The following is a 21045-nucleotide window of genomic DNA, read 5'->3' on the forward strand; positions in this document are numbered from 1 at the left end:
CCGTATCCCTCCCAGATGGTGATTATGTCGTTTGAGGCCGCTTATTCCGCGGCTTGATGGATGCCGTGCTCGGCGATGGCCAAGTCGCCGAGATCGAGCTTGAACAGGTCGATGGCGTTGCGCCGGCCGATCTTCAGGCGATCGTTCTCGCTGATGCTGGCGCTGTTGAACCAGTCGGAGGCGTGGTCCACGTTCTCGAACGGCCAGTCGACCGAGAACAGGATGCGGTCGGCTCCGATTTCGAGAATGGAATCGATCAGCGTTTGCGTGCGGAAATTGCCCGACGTGGTCAGGAAGAAGTTGGCGTTGAAGTAGTCGCAGATCTTCTTTTTCGCCTTGTGTTTCGGCGGTGCCTTGACCCAGCCGTTGCGATGATCGACGCGCCACATGCTGTAGGGCAGGCCTTCACCCATATGGCCGAGGATGATCTTCAGGTTTGGATAGGCATCGAACAATCCCGATCCCATCAGCCGCAGCGCATGAACCGCGGTTTCTTGCCCGAATGCCCAGGTCGGGCCCATTAGCCAGGGATGCCCCTGATAGATTGCGCAGTCTTCCGGCAGCGGATTGCGCGGATGCAGGTAGAAGGGCAGGCCGGTCTGCTCGACAGCTTCCCAGAATGGCCAGTATTGCGGCAGGTCGTAATAGATCGGCCGCTTGCCATCGCCGATTTGCGAGAAGCCGTTGACCAGCGCGCCGCGGAAGCCGAGCGTCTTGATGCAGCGCTCGAGTTCGGCGATCGCGAGATCGGGGTCCTGCATCGGCAGTGCGGCAAAGGCCTGGAATCGCGACGGCCGTTTTGCCACCTGTTCGGCGAGGAAATCGTTGGCGTGGATCGCGATCTCGTTGGCGCGGATGATGTCGGGAATCGCCTGCACCGCCGGCGCGTTCAGCGACAGGATCATCATCTCGACGCCGTGGCGGTCCATCTGCACCAGCCGCTTGTCCTGGATATCAAGCAGGCGGTCCTTCAACTCCGGCCAATAGGAGTCCGGAACGAAACCCGCTGAGTCCATCAGCGTGTCCGGGATGGCGAAATGTTCCTCTAGTGCGATCTTGCCCTGCATATTGTCCTCGCTGATGTCTGATGCTGGTTAGTACTGTCCCTTAGTATTGACCTTGGGGCGTCAGCCCGAGCGCGAGCTGGCCGTACATGGTGCCGACGGCGTCCCAGTTCATGCTGATGTGGCGGCCGACGGCATTGGCATCGCGCCAGGCGCGCTGCACCGGATTGGAAAGGTCGAGGCCGAGCCCGCCGGTCGAGGCGTTCAGCGCCTCACTGGCGCGGATGGCCAGCGCAACTGAAAACGCCTGGCCGCGCCGGCTGACGATGCGGTCCTCGGTCGAGACCGGCCTGCCGTCGCGGATCGTCGCCGCACGGTCCCTGAGATCGCGCAGCAGCACTTCACGCGCCGCATCGACGGAGGCGGCCGCTTCCGCAACACGTAACTGGATGGTCGGGAAATCCGCCATGCGGTTGTTATGGCCCGCCACCGCGCCGCGCGTGATTCGCCTCGAGGTAACGGCAAGATAGTCCTCCAACGCGCCGGCGGCGGCGCCGACTGCGCTAGATGCCAGGCAAGAGGGAATGTTCGACAGCATCGGGATTGAGAAGGTGGGGTTGGCGGCATAGAGCGCAGCGCCCGGCGTCTTGCCGGATGTTGTGTCGGCGAACGACAGCAGGCGGTGCGCCGGCACGAACACGTCTGACAGTACGAGCGTCTTGCTGCCGGTGCCGCTGAGGCCGACGACGTTCCAGGTATCGTCGATGACGTAGTCGGAGGCCGGAACCAACAGGAAGGCCGGCGCAAGCTGGCCGGCTTCCGTCTTCGACGGCAACAGCGCCGCACACAACGCCCATTGCGCGTTGTCGCAGCCGCTGGCAAACGACCAGCGCCCGGTGAGGCGATAGCCGCCCTCGACCTCGATCGCCTTGGCGGCCGGCGCATAGGAGCCGCAAGCGAGTGCGTCTGGATTATCATCCCAGACGTCGCGCTGCGCGATTTCCGGAAATCCCGCGATCAGCCATTGATGCGCCGCCAGCAGGCCGCCGACCCACGCCGTCGAGGCGCAGCTTTTCGCAAGCTCGATGTTCAATTCGACCAGCACGTCGAAATCGTGCTCGTAGCCGCCGAACATCGCCGGCTTGACGATATCGAAATAGCCGATCATGCGCAGCGCCGTGATGTTCTCTTCCGGCACGCGGCCCGTCTTTTCCGTGGTGTGGGCGCGCGCCTTGATCTGCGGCGCGATCTGCGCCACGCGGCTCCGCAACTCGCTAATGTCGGGGCGAGCGGCCGGCGGCGCAGATACATCCTTCAACTGGGCGACTGATACCATTGGTTTGCTCCGTATCTTGGATGGGCTGGAAGGCGGCGGCTTGGCGGATCACGCAGCCTGGCTGTCGTGCGGCACCGAGAAGCAGTAGGTCGCGTCCTGGTAGATCAGGGGCTCGATCGGATCGCGCACGTTCACGGTCTCAGCTTCGCCGATGAAAATCGTATGCGTGCCGTAGGGGACGGCGGCGGCCTTCTTGCAGAAGATGTTGATCTGGGCGTCGGCGAGGTAGGTGACGCCCTCGGGCGAGGTCATCCAGTCGCCAAGCCCGAACCGTTCGTCGGCCGGCACCGCGCCGCTGAAGGCGGATGAAAGTGTGGTCTGGTCACGGCGCAGAACGTTGACGCAAAACCGGCGTGCCAGCAGCATGATGTCGTGCAGCAGCGTTTGTTGGTTGACGCAGACGATCAGCGAAGGAGGGTCGAGCGACAGCGATGTCACCGCGGTCGCCGTCATCCCGTGGCGGCGGTTCTGGTCCGCAGACGTGATCACCGACACGGCGGCAGGAAATCGCCGCAACGCGCGCTTGAACGTTTCACGCAATTCGTCGGATGCCGAATCCAGCGACATGGTTTCCTCCACTGAACAATCCGCTCTTGATCGGCGGCTTAATTTTCGTGAACAATAATTGCATTTGCAAATGACAAGTCAACCAGAAATTTTCAAATGCAACAATTGCCTTGAAAAATGATCGGCGCCCGGCTATTGAAGAGTGCAAAAGTTGCACCAAGGCGGAATGCAAGATCTTGTACCGGCTGACGAATTCCTTGCCCTACATGCTCAACCGCGTCGGCGTGCGGATGGGCGACCTGTTTTCCCGGCGCATCGCGGGTTATGGCGTGACATTACCGATGTACCGCGTGATGGCCGCGCTCTGGGAGAAAGGCGATCAGCGCCTCGGCGATCTCGCCGACATGACGACGATCGAGATATCGACGCTGTCGCGCCTGATCGGGGAGATGAAGCGGCGAGGCCTCGTAACGCGCACGCGGCTGAAGGACAACGCGCGTACGGTCGCGATCAACCTCACGCCGAAGGGACGGACACTGGTGGAAGAATTGATCCCGATCGCCATCCATTTCGAGGAGGTGGCGGTCCGCAATTTTCCGTCGAAGAACGTTTCGGACCTGAAGACGGTGCTCGCAGAAATCTACGAGAGCCTGAATTCGATCGAGCCCGAGATCGCGGAAGTCAACAAGGCGCGCAAGGCGGCGAAGGCGAAAGCGTGACTCTTGCGGCCGACTGGCGGGCGCCTGATGGCAGATCGGCCCGGCCGGCGTCTCTGCCAGCCTTTAGCCGCGCATGACGGCGCGAAAGCCGACGAAGCTCAACGCGCCAGCCACGATGACCGCAATCCAGCTCGGCCAGAACGGAACATCGACGCCATTCAAGGTGACGGACCATCCCATCACGATCCGGATCAACTGCAGAAGTGCGATCAGGGCAAAGATGGCGGCGGCAAGTGTGCAAAAGCTCCTTATGGTCATTGCCGATCTCCGATGGCGCATGACGTGCCCCCGCACCAAAATGGGAGGGATCGGCGCGGCGGCCATTCCCCTTACGCAGGAAATGGCTTCACAAAGCTATTTTCGATGTGTCGTACAATCGCAGTTTCGCGACGTCGCAAGTCGGAATCACTTCCGCCTTGGCGCATTCGAGAACGTCCCGACGGAGACTTGAGGTGCCTGTTTGCCGGAGCAGACCAGAAGTGATCGGTACGCCGTTAAAGCGACGCGAGTGCCCGTTGCAGACACGACAGTTCACGTGGAAATAGCTGCGAAGCTGCGCTAGCATTGGCCCGCTTGGTCGAGATAAGATTGAGGTGCAATGGCAAGGCTGATCGCATTGGCTGGCTTGCCGGGGGTTGGCAAGTCGAGCATAGCGCGGCGTCTGGCGGGGCGTTCCGGTGCCATCTGGCTACGCATCGACTCGATGGATCAGGCAATCTGGGCATCCGGTACGGCGCCGAGCGATCTCTTCGATTGGAGCTATCGAGCGGCTCAGTCGATCGCTGCCGACAATCTAGCCCTCGGCCTAGATATTGTCGCGGATTGTGTAAACGATTGCCAAGAGGCACGGGACGGTTGGGAAGCGGCGGGGCGGCGTGCCGCAGCCGAGGTTATCTGGCTAGAAGTCGTGTGCAGCGATCTTGTCGAGCACCGTCGGAGAATTGAGACAAGATCAAGCGACGTCATGGGGCTGAACTTACCCAATTGGGACGCAGTTGCAGCCCGTGCCTACGACAAATGGAATCGAGATCGTATCATTATCGATACAGCACATCGTAGCTTGGAAGAGTGCGTGGAGGAGGCGTTCGATCTCCTAAGCAGATGATGGCAGCTATTGGCCCGGTGCGTCGATATCGGCACGCCCGCCTTTGTGTCGCTATTAGATGCCAACAAGCGGACATCGTCAGTTTATGAGTCCTCGCCCTAATTCGCAGCCGAGCGGGTGCGTTTGCGGTTGGACGCCGCCACTTCGGGATAGCCGTGCAGCTTCAGCTTGTCGGCCTGCACGCCCCAGCTTTCCAGCCGGTCGAGAAAGCTCATGCCGAGCAGGTTGGTCTTCATCAATCCGCGCGGCACCACCAGCGCCGGGACCGATTTCTCGACGAGGCCGCCGACCGCGAGACGATCGAGGGTCAGCCGCGCCGCCTTGGTATGGCCGCCGGCGGTTTCGACATCGACATTGTATTCGAGCATCTCGATCGGCAGGCCGATCGCCTTCGCCGTCTCCCAGGTCAGCACCACCGAAGTGGCGCCGGTGTCGATCACCATCGGCGCCTTGACGCCGTTGATCTTGGCGTGCAGCGCGAATTCGCCGGCTTTGCCGCGCGCGATCTCCACGGCGGGCGCCGGCTGCAGGCTGCGTTGCCACAGCATTTTCGATACCGAGTTGCTGGCGCGCGCGATCTGGTTCGGATCGCCATAGGCGACCACGGCGCCTGCGGTGGCGGCGAGCATTGCCAGAACGAGCATGATGCGGATCACTGGGCGCCTCCGCCGTTTCCTCCGGTGATCAGCCGCGTTCGGCGCGCGGCGGCATCGGAACCAGGCCCGCATCCACCATGCGCGCCGCAAGCCCTTCCATCACGGCCAATCGCTCCGCCGTTTCCATGCGGTGCCAGCGCGCGATCTCCGGCAACGTTCGTCCGCAGCCGAAGCAGAGTTTGGTTTTGGGATCCATCATACAGACTGCGATACACGGCGTTTCTTTGCTCATTCCTGGATAGTGAAACGGTTTGAGTCCTCGGCGCAAGCGCTCCAACTACAGGCCGGTGCCGGCACTCATGATCGGCTTGTGACGCGGCCGCCGCTTGTCGTCGGCGGATGCGGTGGGTTCCGGCTGCAGCGGCGGTGCTTCCTCTTCGACCATCGGCGCCAGCGCGCTCATCACGCGCTCCGGCGGGAAGGTAACGATGACTTCGGTGCCGATGCGCAGTTTCGATTTCAGCGTGAAGGTGCCGCCATGCATGTCGATCAGGCTCTTGGCGATCGGCAAGCCCAGGCCCGCGCCCTGTTCGGCCGATTTGATCGAGTTGGAGCCCTGGCCAAACGAAGCCAGCACGATCGGGATTTCATCCTCGGCAATGCCGGAGCCGGTGTCCTTGACGCTGAGATATTGTCCACCGGACGCAGTCCAGCCGACCTTAAGCCAGATATCGCCGCCCGGCGGAGTGAACTTGATCGAGTTGGATATGAGATTGAGCACGACCTGGCGCGTGGCGCGCTCGTCGCCCCAGATCCTGGGCATGCCGTGCTCGAACACCTCATGAATGGTGATGCCGCGGCTGCTCGCGCGCAGCTTCAACAGATGGTGGCAATCGGAAACGACATGGACGAGCGAAACCGCTTCCTCGTTGAGTTCGTAGCGGCCGGCCTCGATCCGCGACAGATCGAGAATCTCGTTGATGAGATTGAGCAGGTGGACGCCCGAATTGTGGATGTCGGCGGAATATTCCTTGTAGACCGGCACCGCATGCGCGCCGAAGATTTCGCTCTTCATCACCTCGGAGAATCCGAGGATCGCGTTCAGCGGCGTGCGCAGCTCGTGGCTCATCTGCGCCAGAAAGCGCGACTTGGCGACGTTGGCGGATTCGGCGCGGTGCCGCGCTTCGTCCGAAATCGCCTTGGCCTGTTCGAGCTCGCCGATCAGCGCGTCCTTCTCGGCGCGTGCTTCCAGGGTTTGCAGCGTCGTCGAATGGAGCTGATGGGCGAGTAGCGCAAAATAGCTTTCAGCGGCGACCGCCAGCAGCGCGAGCGCGTAGTTGTCGAAGGTTCCGCCCATCACGAAGTTGAGCGCGATCGCCGCCGTCACCGGCACGGTTGCCGCCACCGCCGCAATGGGCAGCGTCGCTGCCAGCATGCTCGACACCGCGATCACCAGCAGCATCAGGAACATCATCATCGTGTTCGAGACGACGTCGAGGCCGGCCGGGTGGAGCAGGATCGCCGTCCAGCTCAGGCCGTAGAGCAAGTCGAGCAGCACGAAGCGGGTTTGCCATTTGCGCGTGGCGGCGAGCGTAGGCGGCTCGCCTAGGAAGCGCTTGCAGTTGCGAATGATGGCGGCATGGACGCAGAGCATGCCGACGGTCCAGACCGCGGCCGGCACAGCGTACTTCCACAGGCCGAACAACACGCCGGTCGCAACCACCAGCAGCATGACCACGAAGGAAGCCGATACCCGGGTCTGGGCGTATTGTCGGAGCAATTCGGTATCGAAGGCGGGGCGGGTCCCGCTGGTCGACGTTAACCGATCCCGCGCCTCGCGCACCCGCTGCGCCGCCACGCGCCGGGTGCTGACCGCTGGTGCGACCGGCGCTTCTGCCGGAAGCTGGACAACCTCGGGCTTCTCTGCGGGGTTACTCATTGAACAACACAAAATCCTGCCCGCGAACTGCGCGGGCTTTTGCATTGTCTATCTGTGCCGCTAAATCATTAAGCGATGACTTAAAGAGCTAAAAATTCTCGTAAACAGGAAGTTAAAATTAACCTGTCGGGCAGACGGAACCCCCGCTTCTGACTGGATAAGAAGCGGGGGCTTTGCTCGTTGCCTTAACCTCTTTCTTTAACTCACCGCTCCAGCCGGGCCAAAAGGCTCGACGTATCCCAGCGTTTGCCGCCCATCTTCTCGACCTCGGCGTAGAACTGATCGACGAGGGCGGTCACCGGCAGGTTGGCGCCGTTGCGGCGGGCCTCACTGATGCAGATCGAGAGGTCCTTGCGCATCCATTCGACGGCAAAGCCGAAGTCGAACTTGCCGTCGTTCATGGTCTTGTAGCGGTTCTCCATCTGCCAGGACTGCGCCGCGCCCTTGGAGATGGTCTCGATCACGGACGCGACGTCGAGTCCTGACTTCTTGGCGAAATGAATGCCCTCGGACAGTCCCTGGACGAGACCTGCGATGCAGATCTGATTGACCATCTTGGTGAGCTGTCCGGCGCCGGCGGGCCCGAGCAGTTTGCACATCCTTGCGTAAGCGCCGGAAATGATCGGCTCGGCAGCGGCATAGGCGTCTTCCTTGCCGCCGCACATCACCGTCAGCACGCCGTTTTCCGCCCCCGCCTGGCCACCGGACACCGGCGCGTCGATGAACTTGAAGCCGGCCTTGACGGCGGCAGCATCGAGCTCGCGGGCGACTTCGGCGGAGGCGGTGGTGTGATCGACGAATACCGCACCCTTCTTCATGCCGGCGAAGGCGCCATCGGTGCCGATCGTGACCGCGCGCAGGTCATTGTCGTTGCCGACGCAGCACATCACGAAATCCTGACCTTCCGCCGCGGCCTTCGGCGTCGGCGCGGTGCGCCCGCCGAACTTGTCCGCCCACTCCTTCGCCTTGGCCCCGGTCCGGTTGTACACGGTCACCTCGTGGCCGCCTTTTTTCGCCAGATGTCCTGCCATGGGGAAGCCCATTACGCCGAGACCGAGAAAAGCGACTTTAGCCATGTGTGTTACCTTGGAGTTTTCGCCGGCGACGTTGGGCCGGCCGGACGGTGTTTTTGGAGGAGCCGCACCATAACCGCTGCGCAGGGGAGGGCAACGCCTTCGTTGGTGGGCGGGGCCGGATTCGTGCTAGGATAGTTCCTCAAGAACCTCACAAAAAAGGGAGTGACATCGCATGGGCGTCAGCGTGGGCGTGCTCGACCATTTCAACATCCGGACCCGCAACCTTGCCGATACGGTCCGGTTCTATGAGGACATTCTGGGCCTGGAAAAGGGCGCGCGGCCGAACTTCGCATTTCCCGGGGCGTGGATGTACAGCGAGGGCAAGGCGGTGGTGCACCTCGTCGATATCTCCAAGACCGACGAGCCGCAAAAGCCCGATTCCGGCGTTGTCCACCATGTCGCGTTTGCCAGCTACGGCTTTGACGGCATGAAACGGCGGCTGGAACAGAAGGGCATGGCGTACGACTCCCGGCAGGTTCCGGGCGGTGATCTCTGGCAGATCTTCGTCAATGACCCCAATGGCGTGATGATCGAGCTGAATTACGAGGCGGCCAAGGAGCAGGCGGCTGCCGCCCCCGCGGAGCGGCGGGATGACGTCGGAGCGAGATAGCCTTTTGCGCTGAACCGCTCTATGGGTCGCATCAGACTGGCATAGCGTCTTGGAACGCGGCTCCGCTTTCGGACTTGGTCCGGAGCGGGTCGGGTTCGCGTCAAGAATGCGCGTCAAAACAAGCGAGTGGGGCCCGGTTCTCACTCGGAACCGCAAGGGCTTCAGGAGATGCGCGAGTGAGCGTAACACAGCAACAGGTTCTCGATGCCCTTCGCCGGGTGGCCTCGCCGCGCGGCGTGACACTGACCAATGCCAACGTACTGTCGGCGATCTCGGTCACCGACGGCAAGGTGTTCTTCTCCATCAATGTCGACGCCGCAGAGGCTCAAGCCTGGGAAAGCGTGCGCGCGCAGGCCGAAGCCGCGGTGCGCGCGATCCCCGGTGTCAGCACCGCAATGATCGCGCTCACGGCCGAGCGCAAGCCAGGATCGCCGCAGGCCGCGCCCGCGGCGCATCGGCATGCGCATGGCGTGCAACCCGCTTCTGCCCACCGCCCGCCGCAGGGCGCGGCGTCGCCGATGTCGAAGCAGGCGGAGATTCCTGGCGTTGCCGCCATCATCGCCGTGGCCTCGGGCAAGGGCGGTGTCGGCAAGTCGACCACAGCGCTCAATTTGGCGCTTGGCCTACGCGACCTCGGCCTGCGCGTCGGGCTGCTCGATGCCGACATTTACGGCCCCTCGGTGCCGCGGCTCACCGGCATCAGCGAAAAGCCGCAGCTCAACGACGACCGCAAGATGATTCCGATCAAGCGTTTCGGGCTTTCGATCATGTCGATCGGCTTCCTGGTCGAGGAAGACACCGCGATGATCTGGCGCGGGCCGATGGTGATGTCGGCGATCACCCAGATGTTGCGTGACGTGGCGTGGGGCACGCTCGATATTCTCGTCGTCGATATGCCGCCCGGTACGGGAGACGCGCAATTGACCCTGGCGCAGAACGTGCCGCTGAAGGGAGCGGTGATTATCTCAACCCCGCAGGACCTCTCCCTGATCGACGCGCGGCGGGGGCTTGCGATGTTCAGGAAGGTCAACGTGCCGGTGCTCGGCATCGTCGAGAACATGAGCTACTTCCAGTGTCCCGAGTGCGGCACGCGCTCGGACATTTTCGGCCATGGCGGCGCGCGCCATGAGGCGGAGCGGCTGGGTGTCCCATTCTTGGGCGAAATTCCACTGCACATGTCGATCCGGACCACCTCGGATGAAGGTAATCCGGTGGTGGCTAGCGAGCCTGATGGCCCGCATGCCGCGGTCTACCGGGCCATCGGGACCAAGGTTCGCGACCAGCTTCAGGGCGCGATTGCCGCGGCCTGAGGTTGCATTGTCCGCGCCCATACGACTTTCGTTTAATCAGTGCAGTCATGCCTTTGTCGCGTTTTCGAACGCGAACTTCCGTGTTAAAGCGCCCCCGCCAGAGCGCCCCGGATGCCGTGGAATTCGTCCCGCCGGAGGAACGCTCGAGGAAATTTGGGGAACGACCCGAAGGAGAGCTTGAATGAAGCGTCGTGATTTTTTGAAGGTTTCAGCGGCCGGTGCTGCCGCGACAGCCGTTGCCTCGCCGGCGATCGCGCAATCGTCGCCTGAGATCAAATGGCGCCTGACGTCGAGCTTCCCGAAGTCGCTCGACACTATCTACGGCGGTGCCGAGCACCTGGCGAAGCAGGTCGCCGAAATGACCGATAACAAATTCCAGATCCAGGTCTTCCAGGCCGGCGAGCTGGTTCCGGGTCTGCAGGCGCTCGACGCGACTTCCAAGAATACCGTCGAGATGTGCCACACCGTTTCGTATTATTACGTCGGCAAGGATCCGACCTTTGCGATCTTTTCGGCGGTGCCGTTCGGTCTCAATGCGCGCCAGCAGAACTCTTGGTTGGCGCAAGGCGGCGGTAACGAACTCGCCAACGAGTTCTTCAAGAAGTCCGGCGTGATCGGCTTCCCCTGCGGCAATACCGGCACCCAGATGGGCGGCTGGTTCCGCAAGGAGATCAAGACCGTTGCTGATCTGTCGGGCCTCAAGATGCGCATCGGCGGCATCGCCGGCCAGGTCCTGCAGAAGGTTGGCGTGGTGCCGCAGCAGATCGCCGGCGGCGATATCTATCCGGCGCTGGAAAAGGGCACCATCGACGCTGCCGAGTGGGTCGGCCCGTATGACGACGAGAAGCTCGGCTTCCAGAAGGTCGCGAAGTTCTACTACTACCCCGGCTTCTGGGAGGGCGGCCCGACGGTCCACGCCTTCGCCAATCTGGAGAAGTGGAATGAATTGCCGAAGAGCTACCAGGGCATTCTCACCAACGCGGCGGCGAACACCAATGCCTGGATGAATCAGCGCTACGACATGCTGAACCCCGCGGCACTGAAGCGTCTGGTCGCTAGTGGCACGCAGCTTCGTCCGTTCACCAACGAAGTGCTGGAAGCTTGCCTGAAGTCGACCAACGAATTGTGGGGCGAAATCTCCGGCAAGAACGCGGACTTCAAGAAGGCAATCGACGCGATGCAGGCCTATCGCTCCGACCAGTATCTGTGGTGGCAGGTCGCCGAGTATACCTATGACAGTTTCATGATCCGTTCGCGCACGCGCGGCTGATCGGAGCCGGATACCTATCCCAAAGCGCTTACGAGAAAGCCCGGCCTTCGCAGGAAGGTCGGGCTTTTTCGCGTTTCCATCCAATTACTTATGGAAATCGGTGGCCGGATGTTCCATGCTTGATTCCAAGCCTCGACACGAAGGCTGACCGGCACAACCAAAAGGGATGGAATATGAAGCGAAGAGATTTTCTCAAAGTAACCGGCTTGGGTGCGGCAGGTGCTGCAACGATCGCAGCGCCCGCGATTGCGCAGGGCTTGCCCGAAATCAAGTGGCGCATGCCGACGAGCTGGCCGAAGTCCTTGGACACGCTCTATGGCGGTGCCGAATTGATGGCCAAGATGGTCGGCGAAGCCACCGACAACAAGTTTCAGATCCAGACCTTTGCAGGCGGTGAGATCGTGCCGGGTCTGCAGGTTCTGGATGCTGTGCAAAACGGCACCTGCGAGATCGGACATACTGCCTCGTACTACTATTTCGGCAAGGATCCGACCTTCACCTTTGGCTCCGCGGTGCCGTTCGGCCCGAACCAGCGCCTGAACCAGGCCTGGTACATGTTGGGCGGCGGCAAGGAACTGCTCAACGAGTTCTACAAGAAGTACAACGTCACCTCGCTGCTGGCCGGCAACACCGGCTGCCAGATGGGCGGCTGGTTCCGGAAGGAGATCAAGACGGTCGACGATCTCAAGGGCCTCAAATTCCGTATCGGCGGCTTCTCGGGGAAGGTTTTGCAGAAGCTAGGCGCGGTGCCTCAGCAAATCGCCGGCGGCGATATCTATCCGGCGCTGGAGAAGGGTACCATCGACGGCGCGGAATGGGTTGGTCCCTACGATGACGAGAAGCTCGGCTTCTACAAGGTCGCGCCCCACTATTACTATCCCGGCTGGTGGGAAGGCGGACCGATGCTGCTGGCGTTCGTCAACCTCGACAAGTGGAATGCGCTGCCGAAATTCTACCAGAGCGTTCTCGAGCAGGCCGGTCATCAGGCCAATAACTGGATGATGGCGAAATACGACCAAGCCAATCCTCTCGCGCTCCGCAAGCTGATTGCGGGCGGCGCCAAGCTGCAGGCATTCCCGGCGCCAGTCATGGAAGCCTGCTACAAGGCCGCGAAGGAATTGCACAGCGAAGTCTCCGCCGGCAACGCGGACTTCAAGAAGGTCAACGAGTCGCTGAGCAGCTTTACGAACAACGGATATCAGTGGTTCCAGGTCGCCGAACTCGGTTACGACTACTTCATGGCTCGCCGTTCGCAGAGTTGATTGCCGCCGAGAGAGAAATCGGCAGCAAAAACCCCGGAGCGAAAGCTCCGGGGTTCTTTATTTGGGTGAAGCGGATGACGTGAGCGAGGGCGCTACTGTTTGGGCTGCCCGAAATCCAGCGGCGGCAATTCGATCTGCGGCACCTCGATCTTGATCGAGTTCGGATCGATCGTCGACGCCGCGCCCTTGTAGTGCATCACCATCGCCGGGAACATGATGACCAATATCACCATGATGACCTGGATCACGACGAACGGCACCGCGCCCCAATAGATCTGGCCGGTTGTCACCGGGTCCATGCGCTTGCCGGTGACGCGGTCGATATAGGATTCCTTCGGCGCCACCGAGCGCAGATAGAACAGCGCGAAGCCGAACGGCGGGTGCATGAACGACGTCTGCATGTTGACGCCGAGAATGACGCCGAACCAGATCAGGTCGATGCCGAGCTTTTCAGCCGCGGGTCCGAGCAACGGAATAATGATGAAGGCCAGTTCGAAGAAGTCGAGGAAGAAGGCCAGGACGAAGACGAGGGCGTTGACGAAAAGGAGGAAGCCGATCTGGCCGCCGGGCAGGGAGGTCAAGAGATGCTCGACCCAGATGTGGCCGTTCACGCCGTAGAACGTCAGCGAGAAAACGCGCGCGCCGATCAGGATGAAGATCACGAAGGCCGACAGCTTGGCCGTCGATTCCGTCGCTTGCCGGATCAGATCCCAGCTCAGCCGGCGCTTGGCGGCGCCGAGAATGAGTGCACCGGCCGCGCCCATCGCGCCGCCTTCGGTCGGCGTGGCAATGCCGACGAAGATCGTGCCGAGCACCAGGAAGATCAGGAATAGCGGCGGCACCATCACGAAGGTCGTCTGCTGCGCCATCGCCGACAGGAAACGGAAGCCGGTGAACTTATGAATGAGCCAGTTCGCCACCGCCACGAAGAAGGCGAACAGGATGCCGTAGAACATGCTGAGCACGACGTAGTCGGCTCCGCGCGCCTCCGAATGGCGCATCATGAACCAGCCGAAAACGCAACTGACGATGAAGAGGACGCCGAGCGACCAAAGTCCGCGGCTGCCATCAGGCTCGCGAAAACCGACCGCATCCGCTGGCAGACCCGGAGCAGCCTTGGGAAAGATCATGCTTACCAGGAACGCGTAGCCGGCATACAGGCCAGCAAGCACGATTCCCGGGACGAACGCGCCCTCGTACATGTCGCCGACCGACTTGCCGAGCTGGTCGGCCATCACGATCAGGACGAGAGAGGGAGGAATGATCTGCGCCAGCGTACCGGAAGCGGCGATGACGCCGGACGCCATCCTTCGGTCGTAGCCATAGCGCAACATGATCGGCAGCGAGATAAGGCCCATCGAGATGACGGAAGCGGCAACGACACCTGTGGTCGCCGCGAGCAACGCGCCGACGAAAATGACGGCATAGGCGAGGCCGCCGCGGATCGTGCCGAACAATTGTCCGATCGTATCGAGCAGATCCTCGGCCATGCCCGACCGTTCGAGCACCAGTCCCATGAACGTGAAGAACGGAATGGCGAGCAGCGTGTCGTTGTTCATCACGCCGTAGACGCGCTCAGGCAGCGCTTGCAGGAAGTCTGGGCGGAACTCGCCAAGCTCGATGCCGACAAAGGCGAAGATCAGTCCAACCGCGCCGAGCGAAAATGCCGCCGGATAGCCCAGCAGCAGGATAATCACCAGTGACGCGAACATGATCGGCGCCATGTTGGCGATGAGAAAAGCAGTCATCTAGTCCCCCTGAGATCGCGCCGACGATCAGCGTTTTTCGATCGCCTCGACGAGGTGTTCGACCTCGGCTTCGAGAGCATGTATCTGCGATGCGTGTGGATCCGGAATCAGGCCGCGCATCACGGCGATTCGCTTGATCAGTTCGGAAATGCCCTGAGCGAACAGGAACACGAACCCGATGATGATCAGCGATTTGGCCGGCCATTGCGGCAGACCACCGGCATTGCCGGACTGTTCGTTGATTTCAACCGAGCGCATGAAGAACGGACCGCCGGTGACGATCATCACGATGCAGAGTGGCATCAGGAAAAATACATGGCCGATGATGTCGACGATATCCCGCCAGCGCTTGGAAAACATGTTGTTTACGATATCGATGCGGATGTGCTCGTTGTCGAGCATCGTCCATGGCGAGCACAGCAGAAAGACAACGCCGAACAGCACCCACTGCAGCTCCAGCCAGGAATTCGACGACACGTCGAAAGTCTTGCGCACGACCGCGTTGGTGGCCGAGATGAGCACGGCTATCAGAATGAGCCACGCCAGGCGCTTGCCCGTCCACCGCGTGAACGCGTCGATTCCCCGGCTCAATTTCAAAAGCGATTGCAACGATGACCCTCCCAGACTGACGCCTCTGCCGTCTTGACCGCGCGGTTAGGCGCAGCCGGCTTATCCTGCCGAGCTAGCATGAAGCCGATGCACCAAACCAGCGCTCGCTGCTGCCGTCAATCGGAAGTTTGTTGATATTGAAGGGGAATATTTCGTCTGCGGAATACCATTGCGCCTTGGCCTGGGCGGCAGGCTGTGGGCACAATTTCGTCAACGAGTCATTGTTTGCCGGATCAGTTTCTACTGCTGCTTGAGCGGACCTAAATCCAGCGGCGGCAATTCGATCTGCGGAACCTCAATTCTGATCTTGCTGAGATCCTCCGCGCTCACCGGCTTGTCCAGCAACGCGGTAACGGTCCAGGGGAAAGCGATCACCAGCACGACCATGATGACCTGCAGGCCGATCCAGGGGATCGCCCCCCAATAAATGTCGGAACTCTTGACTTCCTTGGGCGCCACGCCGCGCAGGTAAAACAGCGCAAAGCCGAACGGCGGATGCAGGAACGACGTCTGCATGTTGACGCACAACATCACGCCGAACCAGATCAAAGCCGCATCCGCGCCGACCACTGGCGCCAGCACCTTTTGCGCAATCGGCGCAACCATCGGCAGGATGATGAAGGCGATCTCGAAGAAGTCGAGGAAGAACGCCAGGAAGAAGATGAACAGGTTGATGAAGATCAGGAAGCCCCAGACCCCGCCGGGTACCGAGGTCAGCATGTGCTCCAGCCAGACGCCGCCGGAGACGCCGAGGAACACCACGGAAAAGCAGGTCGAACCGATCAGGATGAACACCACCATCGAGGTGAGGCGCATCGTCGACTGATAGCCCTGACGGATGAGGTCGCGGAGGTCGGGAATGCGCACGGCTTCCAGACAAATCCAGATCACGGCGAGATAGGTGATTGCGAAGGCGATCTTGAAGAGAAAGCTGCCCGTGTAGAGGATTCCGAGAATCGTTCCGACGCCTGCGGCGACGATGCCGATCAGCAGAATCCTGTTGCCGGCCGCGCTGAATTCCTTGTGATGTATTGCAGCAAGCACGACGGCGCCAACGGCGCCCATCGCGCCGGCTTCGGTCGGCGTCGCCAGGCCCAGCATCATGGTGCCGAGCACGACGAAGATCAGCACCGCCGAGGGGATGATTCCCATCAGGCATTTTCGCCACAGCGGCCAGCCGGTCAGCGTCAACGCCGACCTCGGCACCGGCGGCACGTGGTCCGGCTTGATGATGCCGAGCACAAAGGTGTAGCCGGCGAACAGCGCGATCTGGAATAATGATGGTCCCCAAGCGCCGAGATACATATCGCCGACCGACTTGCCAAGCTGGTCGGCCAATACGATCAGCACCAGCGACGGCGGCACCAGTTGGGTGATGGTGCCCGAGGCCGCCAGCACGCCGGTGATGTAGCGCATGTTGTAGCCATAGCGGATCATCACCGGCATTGAGATCAGTGCCATGGCGATAACCTGAGCCGCCACCGTGCCGGTAATCGCGCCGAGAATGAAGCCGACGATGATGACGGAGTAGCCTAGTCCGCCGCGCACCGGGCCGAACAACTGGCCCATCGAATCCAGCATGTCTTCGGCCAGGCCGCATCGTTCGAGGACGGCGCCCATGAACGTGAAGAAAGGGATCGCCAGCAGCAATTCGTTGGCCAGCACGCTGCCGAAGATGCGGCCCGGAATCGCCTGCATGAAGCTGAAGTCGAAAAAGCCTAGATGGATCGCGAGAAAGCCGAACGAGAATCCGACCGCCGCCAGCGTGAATGCGACGGGAAAGCCGATCAGCATCGCCAGAATAAGTCCGCCGAACATCAGCGGCGGCATCATTTCCAGCGTGATCATTGCACCGGTCTTTCGTACCTGGCATCGATGGTCACGAGATTCTGCAGCGCGGCGACGCGCTTGATGACCTCCGAGACGCCCTGCAGTGCGAGCATCACGAAACCTGCGGGCACGACGAGCTTGATCGGCCAGCGCAACAGGCCTCCGGCGTTGCTGGATTCCTCGCCGACGGCGTAGGCCTGCAGGAAGAACGGCCAGGACAGCCAGGTCAGCAGCAGGCAGGCCGGGATCAGGAAGCACAGTGTTCCGATCAGGTCGAGCCAGAGCTGGCCGCGTTCGGAGAGCATCAAATAGAAGATTTCGACGCGAACATGCTCATTGCGCTTGAAGGTGTAGGAGGCGCCGAACATCACGAAGATGGCGAACATGTACCACTGCAGTTCGAGCCAGCCGTTGGAGCTATAGCCGAACGCGTAGCGGATCATCGCATTGCCGGCGCTGACCGTGCACGCTGCGAGGACCAGAAGGTTGCAGAGATTGCCGATCTTTTCGTTGAGCAGATCGATGCCGGCACTGAGCGCTAACAACGGCCGCATCATACCTGCCCGGGCGGCGGCCACGACGCCATCGCCGATGTCGCGATCGATTGCATCGATCGTCCTCCCATTTTGCGCTTCCGCCGTCTTTGCCGCTCCGTTTAGGTGCGGTGGCCTGTCCAGCCATGCTGGCGTGAAGCAGCCGCACCATTCCAGCGCGCTGCAACAGCGTCAATCGGAAAATGCGTCGGACGATATGGGGCTGCGGTTACTAGCCGCCCGTCACGCTCATGTGGCGCGAGACGCTCGGGCGATTATGCCGACGGTCGATGATGAAGTCGTGGCCCTTCGGCTTCAGCCCGATGGCGCGATCAATCGCTGCCGAGAGCAGGTCGTCCTCCGCGGAAGCCCGCAACGGCTTGCGCAAATCGGAGGCATCCTCATGGCCGAGGCAGGTGTGCAACGTGCCGGTGCAGGTGATCCGTACGCGGTTGCAGGACTCGCAGAAATTATGCGTCATCGGCGTGATGAAGCCGAGTTTGCCGCCGGTCTCAGTGACGCGGACGTAGCGAGCGGGGCCGCCGGTGTCGTCGTCGAGATCGGTCAGCGTGTAGTGCTGCGCAAGGCGGGCACGGAGCAGCGACAGCGGCACATACTGGTCGATCCGCCCTTCGCCGATGTCGCCCATCGGCATGACTTCGATCAGCGTCAACGCCATGCCCTTGCGGTGCGCCCAATCCATCAGCGAGGGGATCTCTTCCTCGTTCACGTTCTTCAGCGCCACCGCATTGATCTTGACCGCAAGCCCTGCGTTCCGCGCGGCCTCTATGCCGGCCAGAACCTGGTCGAGATCGCCCCAGCGCGTGATGGTGCGGAACTTTGCGGGATCGAGCGTGTCGAGCGAGACGTTGACGCGGCGGACGCCGCAGTCGCGCAGTTCGGCCGCAAAGCGCGCCAGTTGCGAGCCGTTGGTGGTCAGCGTCAGCTCATCGAGTGCGCCGGTTCCGAGATGCCGCGACAGCGAGCGCACCAGCGACATCACGTTGCGTCGGACCAGCGGCTCACCGCCGGTGAGGCGGATCTTGCGCACGCCCTTGGCGATGAAGGCCGAGCACAGTCGGTCGAGTTCCTCCAGCGTCAGGAGATCCTTCTTCGGCAGGAACGTCATGTCCTCGGACATGCAGTAGAAGCAGCGCAGGTCGCAGCGATCGGTCACCGACACGCGCAGATACCGGATGGTCCGGCCGAAGGGATCGACCATCGGACGTATCAGATGATCGGGTGACGGGGAGCCGCTCATTCAAACTGCCTCTAAAGGGGCCGCGTACTGGTTCGCTAGCATAATCTAGGCACCTTGTAAGGCGCCTACAATCGCAACCTCTGAAAGGGGGCCGCGGGGGCAGGCGGGGGGCCTATGGCGATCAAATAATAACTGTAAGATCAAACAGTTAAATCCGTAAAGCGGCCGCTGAGCCCATCCACGGCGGCCGGTAATTCGCGCATATGCCCGATCAGCCGGTCGGGCCTAAGCTGGGCGATCGGAACGTCGGTGTAGCCGAATTCGACGCCAATCACGGGAACGCCGGCCCGCCTGGCGACGCCGACGTCAGGTCCCGCGTCACCCACCATGATGGTCGCGCCAATATCCCCGCCAGCGCGCGCCACCGTTTGCCGCAGGATCACGGGGTCGGGCTTGGCGACGCCGAACGTGTCGGCGCCGCAGATCGCGGCGAACCGTCCGCTCAGGCCCAGTTCGTCGAGCAGCCGCTTCGACAGCCATTCCAGCTTGTTGGTGCAGACCGCAAAACGACAGCCCTGCGCCTCGAGATCGTCGAGCGCGGCCTCCAGCCCCTCGAAGGGGCGCGATTCGACGGCGATATGGGCGCCGTAATAATCGACAAAATCCCTGGTGAGCCGGTCGATGTCGCCAGCGCTTATCGCACGGCCTGCCAGTTCCAGCCCCCGTTCGATCATCTTGCGGGCGCCTGCGCCGATCATGTTGCGCGCGGCACGCAGCGGCAGCGGCGGCAATCCTTCGCGATCGAGCACGAAATTGAGGGCGGCGATCAAGTCGGGCGCGGTGTCGACCAGCGTGCCGTCGAGGTCGAAGACAACAGTGCGGGGAAGGCTCATCCGGAATTCGCTATCCGCAGGCGGGCCTTCATGCAAGTGCAGCCCCGACACAGCGGACAACCTATTTCTGGCAATTTAGACGGGCCACGGCGCTGTTCCCAAGGCCAAAACGACGCTAGACATGCGCCCGCGGATCGGCGGATTCTGGGGAGCATCGTCAACGTGGATATGGACCAACTTAAGCGGCAAGCGGCGGCACGGGCGCTGGAGCATGTGCAGGATGGCATGAAGCTCGGGCTCGGCACCGGCTCGACCGCCAAGCATTTTGTCGAACTGCTCGGCGAGAGGATTGCCGGCGGGATGAAGGTGATCGGCGTGCCGACCTCGGAAGCGACCCGCGCCCAGGCCGAGGCCTGCAAAATTCCGCTGACCACGCTCGATGAAGTCGACCGGCTCGACCTCACCGTCGATGGTGCCGACGAGCTAGATCCCGCCCTCAACCTGATCAAGGGCGGCGGTGGGGCGCTGCTCCGGGAGAAGATCGTGGCGGCGGCGTCCGATCGCATGATCGTGATTGCCGACGATACCAAATGGGTCGATGTTCTCGGCCGCTTCCCCCTACCTGTAGAGGTGATTCCGTTCGGGCTGGCCGCCACCCAGCGGGCCATGGCCGCGGCATTTGCCCAAAGCGGCGTTTCCGGGCAAATGAGGCTCCGCAAGGGCAAGGACGGCCACGTTTTTGTCACCGATGGCGGCCACTGGATTGTCGATGCCCATCTCGGGCGCATCGCCGATGCGCCGCGTCTGGCGGGCCTGTTGAGCCTGATCCCGGGTGTCGTCGAACACGGGTTGTTCATTGGCTTGGCCAGCACCGCCGTCCTGGCAGGTGCCCAGGGAATTCGCGTAGTTGAGCGGCGGTAACGCCGGTAATCGAGGAGAATTGGAATGAAGAGGCTTTCACGGATTTTGTCGGCGGCCGGCCTTGCGGTAGGTCTGGCCCTGACCGGCGCTCCGGCCGGCGCGCAGCAGAAGAACGCGCCCGCGGCGCCTGCGACCGCGCCACTCAAGCCCGGCTCACCGGCGGCGATCGCCGCCGCCAAGGAAATCCTGGCGATGAAGAACGCGGCGGCGATGTATGCCAACGCCGTTCCCAATCTCGTCGAGCAGACCAAGAACGTGCTGATGCAGAGCAATCTGAACTATCAGAAGGATCTCAACGAGGTCGCCGTGATCGTGGCCAAGAATCTCGCCGGCCGCGAAAAGGAGATCGGCGAAGGCATGGCGCAGGTCTACGCCAATGAGTTCACCGAGCAGGAGTTGAAGGACCTCGTGACCTTCTACAAGTCGCCGCTCGGCCAGAAGCTGCTCGCGAACGAGCCCCGCGCCATTCAGTTCAGCATGTCCTATATGAACCAGTGGGCGCAGCAATTTGCTGAAGTCATCAATGGCCAGTTCCGCGCCGAGATGAAGAAGCGCGGCAAGGATATCTGATCTTCAAGCGAAGCATGCCCTCGGACCTTGATCCGAGGGTGGACTTCCGGTTCGCATGAAGAAAAC

The 21045-nt window shown here is 61.7% G+C and carries 21 protein-coding genes and 1 pseudogene; 8 read left to right on the forward strand and 14 right to left on the reverse strand.

What is annotated here, in order from left to right:
• Positions 1-41: 41 nt before the first annotated feature.
• The 3 genes from V1273_RS13855 to V1273_RS13865 are packed head-to-tail and all read right to left on the reverse strand — an operon-like array spanning position 42 to position 2907.
• Positions 42-1067 (reverse strand): amidohydrolase family protein, encoded by a 1026-nt coding sequence (locus V1273_RS13855; RefSeq protein WP_334409954.1) that lies wholly within the window; start codon positions 1065-1067, stop codon positions 42-44.
• A gap of 40 nt (positions 1068-1107) precedes the next feature.
• The gene (locus V1273_RS13860) at positions 1108-2340 is read right to left on the reverse strand and encodes an acyl-CoA dehydrogenase family protein (protein WP_334409955.1); all 1233 of its coding nucleotides are present in this window, start codon (positions 2338-2340) and stop codon (positions 1108-1110) included.
• A 48-nt stretch (positions 2341-2388) separates the two neighbouring features.
• On the reverse strand, positions 2389-2907 hold the full coding sequence (locus tag V1273_RS13865) for a flavin reductase family protein (RefSeq protein ID WP_334409957.1): 519 nt from the start codon (positions 2905-2907) through the stop codon (positions 2389-2391).
• 176 nt (positions 2908-3083) lie between these two features.
• On the opposite strand from V1273_RS13865, the gene V1273_RS13870 reads away from it, so the two are divergent.
• Positions 3084-3566: a MarR family winged helix-turn-helix transcriptional regulator gene (locus V1273_RS13870; RefSeq protein WP_334368170.1), complete on the forward strand. Its 483-nt coding sequence runs from the start codon at positions 3084-3086 to the stop codon at positions 3564-3566.
• Positions 3567-3629: 63 nt separating this feature from the next.
• Here V1273_RS13870 and V1273_RS13875 read toward each other — a convergent pair whose 3' ends face one another.
• Positions 3630-3824, reverse strand: a complete 195-nt coding sequence (locus tag V1273_RS13875; protein ID WP_334409958.1) for a hypothetical protein — start codon at positions 3822-3824, stop codon at positions 3630-3632.
• Between the two features lie 340 nt (positions 3825-4164).
• On the opposite strand from V1273_RS13875, the gene V1273_RS13880 reads away from it, so the two are divergent.
• Positions 4165-4671, forward strand: a complete 507-nt coding sequence (locus tag V1273_RS13880) for an AAA family ATPase (protein WP_334368172.1) — start codon at positions 4165-4167, stop codon at positions 4669-4671.
• A 98-nt stretch (positions 4672-4769) separates the two neighbouring features.
• Here V1273_RS13880 and V1273_RS13885 read toward each other — a convergent pair whose 3' ends face one another.
• The 4 genes and pseudogenes from V1273_RS13885 to V1273_RS13900 form a co-directional block, all read right to left on the reverse strand.
• Positions 4770-5327, reverse strand: a complete 558-nt coding sequence (locus tag V1273_RS13885) for a TIGR02281 family clan AA aspartic protease (RefSeq protein ID WP_334368173.1) — start codon at positions 5325-5327, stop codon at positions 4770-4772.
• A gap of 28 nt (positions 5328-5355) precedes the next feature.
• Positions 5356-5559, reverse strand: coding sequence for a DUF1289 domain-containing protein (locus V1273_RS13890; RefSeq protein WP_334368174.1), 204 nt, complete (start codon positions 5557-5559; stop codon positions 5356-5358).
• A gap of 45 nt (positions 5560-5604) precedes the next feature.
• Positions 5605-7206 (reverse strand): sensor histidine kinase, encoded by a 1602-nt coding sequence (locus V1273_RS13895; RefSeq protein ID WP_334368175.1) that lies wholly within the window; start codon positions 7204-7206, stop codon positions 5605-5607.
• A 203-nt stretch (positions 7207-7409) separates the two neighbouring features.
• Positions 7410-8288 (reverse strand): annotated as a pseudogene (locus V1273_RS13900) (NAD(P)-dependent oxidoreductase); the annotation flags it as partial.
• Positions 8289-8454: 166 nt separating this feature from the next.
• Here V1273_RS13900 and V1273_RS13905 point away from each other — a divergent pair.
• The 4 genes from V1273_RS13905 to V1273_RS13920 all read left to right on the forward strand — a co-directional run bounded on the left by V1273_RS13905 (position 8455) and on the right by V1273_RS13920 (position 12734).
• Entirely contained in the window at positions 8455-8892 is a 438-nt protein-coding gene (locus V1273_RS13905; protein ID WP_065728480.1) for a VOC family protein, read from the forward strand.
• Positions 8893-9068: 176 nt separating this feature from the next.
• On the forward strand, positions 9069-10202 hold the full coding sequence (locus V1273_RS13910) for an Mrp/NBP35 family ATP-binding protein (protein WP_334409959.1): 1134 nt from the start codon (positions 9069-9071) through the stop codon (positions 10200-10202).
• Positions 10203-10383: 181 nt separating this feature from the next.
• On the forward strand, positions 10384-11472 hold the full coding sequence (locus tag V1273_RS13915; RefSeq protein ID WP_334368177.1) for a TRAP transporter substrate-binding protein: 1089 nt from the start codon (positions 10384-10386) through the stop codon (positions 11470-11472).
• 173 nt (positions 11473-11645) lie between these two features.
• On the forward strand, positions 11646-12734 hold the full coding sequence (locus tag V1273_RS13920) for a TRAP transporter substrate-binding protein (RefSeq protein ID WP_334368178.1): 1089 nt from the start codon (positions 11646-11648) through the stop codon (positions 12732-12734).
• A gap of 92 nt (positions 12735-12826) precedes the next feature.
• On the opposite strand, the gene V1273_RS13925 is transcribed toward V1273_RS13920, so the two are convergent.
• From V1273_RS13925 to V1273_RS13950, 6 genes are all read right to left on the reverse strand, one after another.
• The gene (locus tag V1273_RS13925) at positions 12827-14482 is read right to left on the reverse strand and encodes a TRAP transporter large permease (RefSeq protein ID WP_334368179.1); all 1656 of its coding nucleotides are present in this window, start codon (positions 14480-14482) and stop codon (positions 12827-12829) included.
• A 27-nt stretch (positions 14483-14509) separates the two neighbouring features.
• Complete coding sequence (locus V1273_RS13930) at positions 14510-15091, reverse strand: TRAP transporter small permease subunit (protein ID WP_334368180.1); 582 nt, start codon at positions 15089-15091, stop codon at positions 14510-14512.
• A gap of 240 nt (positions 15092-15331) precedes the next feature.
• Positions 15332-16939 (reverse strand): TRAP transporter large permease, encoded by a 1608-nt coding sequence (locus V1273_RS13935; RefSeq protein WP_334409960.1) that lies wholly within the window; start codon positions 16937-16939, stop codon positions 15332-15334.
• Positions 16936-17475 carry a TRAP transporter small permease subunit gene (locus tag V1273_RS13940; RefSeq protein ID WP_334409961.1) on the reverse strand — a complete coding sequence of 180 codons (540 nt, stop codon included), beginning with the start codon at positions 17473-17475 and terminating at the stop codon, positions 16936-16938. Before V1273_RS13940 ends, V1273_RS13935 begins: the two co-directional genes overlap by 4 nt.
• 211 nt (positions 17476-17686) lie before the next feature.
• Positions 17687-18715, reverse strand: coding sequence for a GTP 3',8-cyclase MoaA (gene moaA / locus V1273_RS13945; protein ID WP_334409963.1), 1029 nt, complete (start codon positions 18713-18715; stop codon positions 17687-17689).
• Between the two features lie 140 nt (positions 18716-18855).
• A complete protein-coding gene (locus tag V1273_RS13950) occupies positions 18856-19548 on the reverse strand; it encodes an HAD hydrolase-like protein (RefSeq protein ID WP_334409965.1) in 693 nt (230 codons plus the stop codon).
• A 162-nt stretch (positions 19549-19710) separates the two neighbouring features.
• On the opposite strand from V1273_RS13950, the gene rpiA reads away from it, so the two are divergent.
• Both rpiA and V1273_RS13960 read left to right on the forward strand, forming a co-directional pair.
• Positions 19711-20409 (forward strand): ribose-5-phosphate isomerase RpiA, encoded by a 699-nt coding sequence (gene rpiA / locus V1273_RS13955; protein WP_334412210.1) that lies wholly within the window; start codon positions 19711-19713, stop codon positions 20407-20409.
• A gap of 24 nt (positions 20410-20433) precedes the next feature.
• Positions 20434-20979, forward strand: coding sequence for a DUF2059 domain-containing protein (locus V1273_RS13960; protein ID WP_028349790.1), 546 nt, complete (start codon positions 20434-20436; stop codon positions 20977-20979).
• Positions 20980-21045 lie beyond the last annotated feature (66 nt).

Source organism: Bradyrhizobium sp. AZCC 1721 (assembly GCF_036924715.1).
Lineage (GTDB): Bacteria > Pseudomonadota > Alphaproteobacteria > Rhizobiales > Xanthobacteraceae > Bradyrhizobium.

What these genes read in the sequence shown, in the direction of transcription:
- V1273_RS13855 (WP_334409954.1), bottom strand. Translation starts at nt 1,067, where the DNA reads ATGCAGGGCAAGATCGCACTAGAGGAACATTTCGCCATCCCGGACACG.
- V1273_RS13860 (WP_334409955.1), bottom strand. Translation starts at nt 2,340, where the DNA reads ATGGTATCAGTCGCCCAGTTGAAGGATGTATCTGCGCCGCCGGCCGCT.
- V1273_RS13865 (WP_334409957.1), bottom strand. Translation starts at nt 2,907, where the DNA reads ATGTCGCTGGATTCGGCATCCGACGAATTGCGTGAAACGTTCAAGCGC.
- V1273_RS13875 (WP_334409958.1), bottom strand. Translation starts at nt 3,824, where the DNA reads ATGACCATAAGGAGCTTTTGCACACTTGCCGCCGCCATCTTTGCCCTG.
- V1273_RS13880 (WP_334368172.1), top strand. Translation starts at nt 4,165, where the DNA reads ATGGCAAGGCTGATCGCATTGGCTGGCTTGCCGGGGGTTGGCAAGTCG.
- V1273_RS13890 (WP_334368174.1), bottom strand. Translation starts at nt 5,559, where the DNA reads ATGAGCAAAGAAACGCCGTGTATCGCAGTCTGTATGATGGATCCCAAA.
- V1273_RS13895 (WP_334368175.1), bottom strand. Translation starts at nt 7,206, where the DNA reads ATGAGTAACCCCGCAGAGAAGCCCGAGGTTGTCCAGCTTCCGGCAGAA.
- V1273_RS13905 (WP_065728480.1), top strand. Translation starts at nt 8,455, where the DNA reads ATGGGCGTCAGCGTGGGCGTGCTCGACCATTTCAACATCCGGACCCGC.
- V1273_RS13915 (WP_334368177.1), top strand. Translation starts at nt 10,384, where the DNA reads ATGAAGCGTCGTGATTTTTTGAAGGTTTCAGCGGCCGGTGCTGCCGCG.
- V1273_RS13920 (WP_334368178.1), top strand. Translation starts at nt 11,646, where the DNA reads ATGAAGCGAAGAGATTTTCTCAAAGTAACCGGCTTGGGTGCGGCAGGT.
- V1273_RS13925 (WP_334368179.1), bottom strand. Translation starts at nt 14,482, where the DNA reads ATGACTGCTTTTCTCATCGCCAACATGGCGCCGATCATGTTCGCGTCA.
- V1273_RS13935 (WP_334409960.1), bottom strand. Translation starts at nt 16,939, where the DNA reads ATGATCACGCTGGAAATGATGCCGCCGCTGATGTTCGGCGGACTTATT.
- V1273_RS13940 (WP_334409961.1), bottom strand. Translation starts at nt 17,475, where the DNA reads ATGCGGCCGTTGTTAGCGCTCAGTGCCGGCATCGATCTGCTCAACGAA.
- moaA (WP_334409963.1), bottom strand. Translation starts at nt 18,715, where the DNA reads ATGAGCGGCTCCCCGTCACCCGATCATCTGATACGTCCGATGGTCGAT.
- V1273_RS13950 (WP_334409965.1), bottom strand. Translation starts at nt 19,548, where the DNA reads ATGAGCCTTCCCCGCACTGTTGTCTTCGACCTCGACGGCACGCTGGTC.
- V1273_RS13960 (WP_028349790.1), top strand. Translation starts at nt 20,434, where the DNA reads ATGAAGAGGCTTTCACGGATTTTGTCGGCGGCCGGCCTTGCGGTAGGT.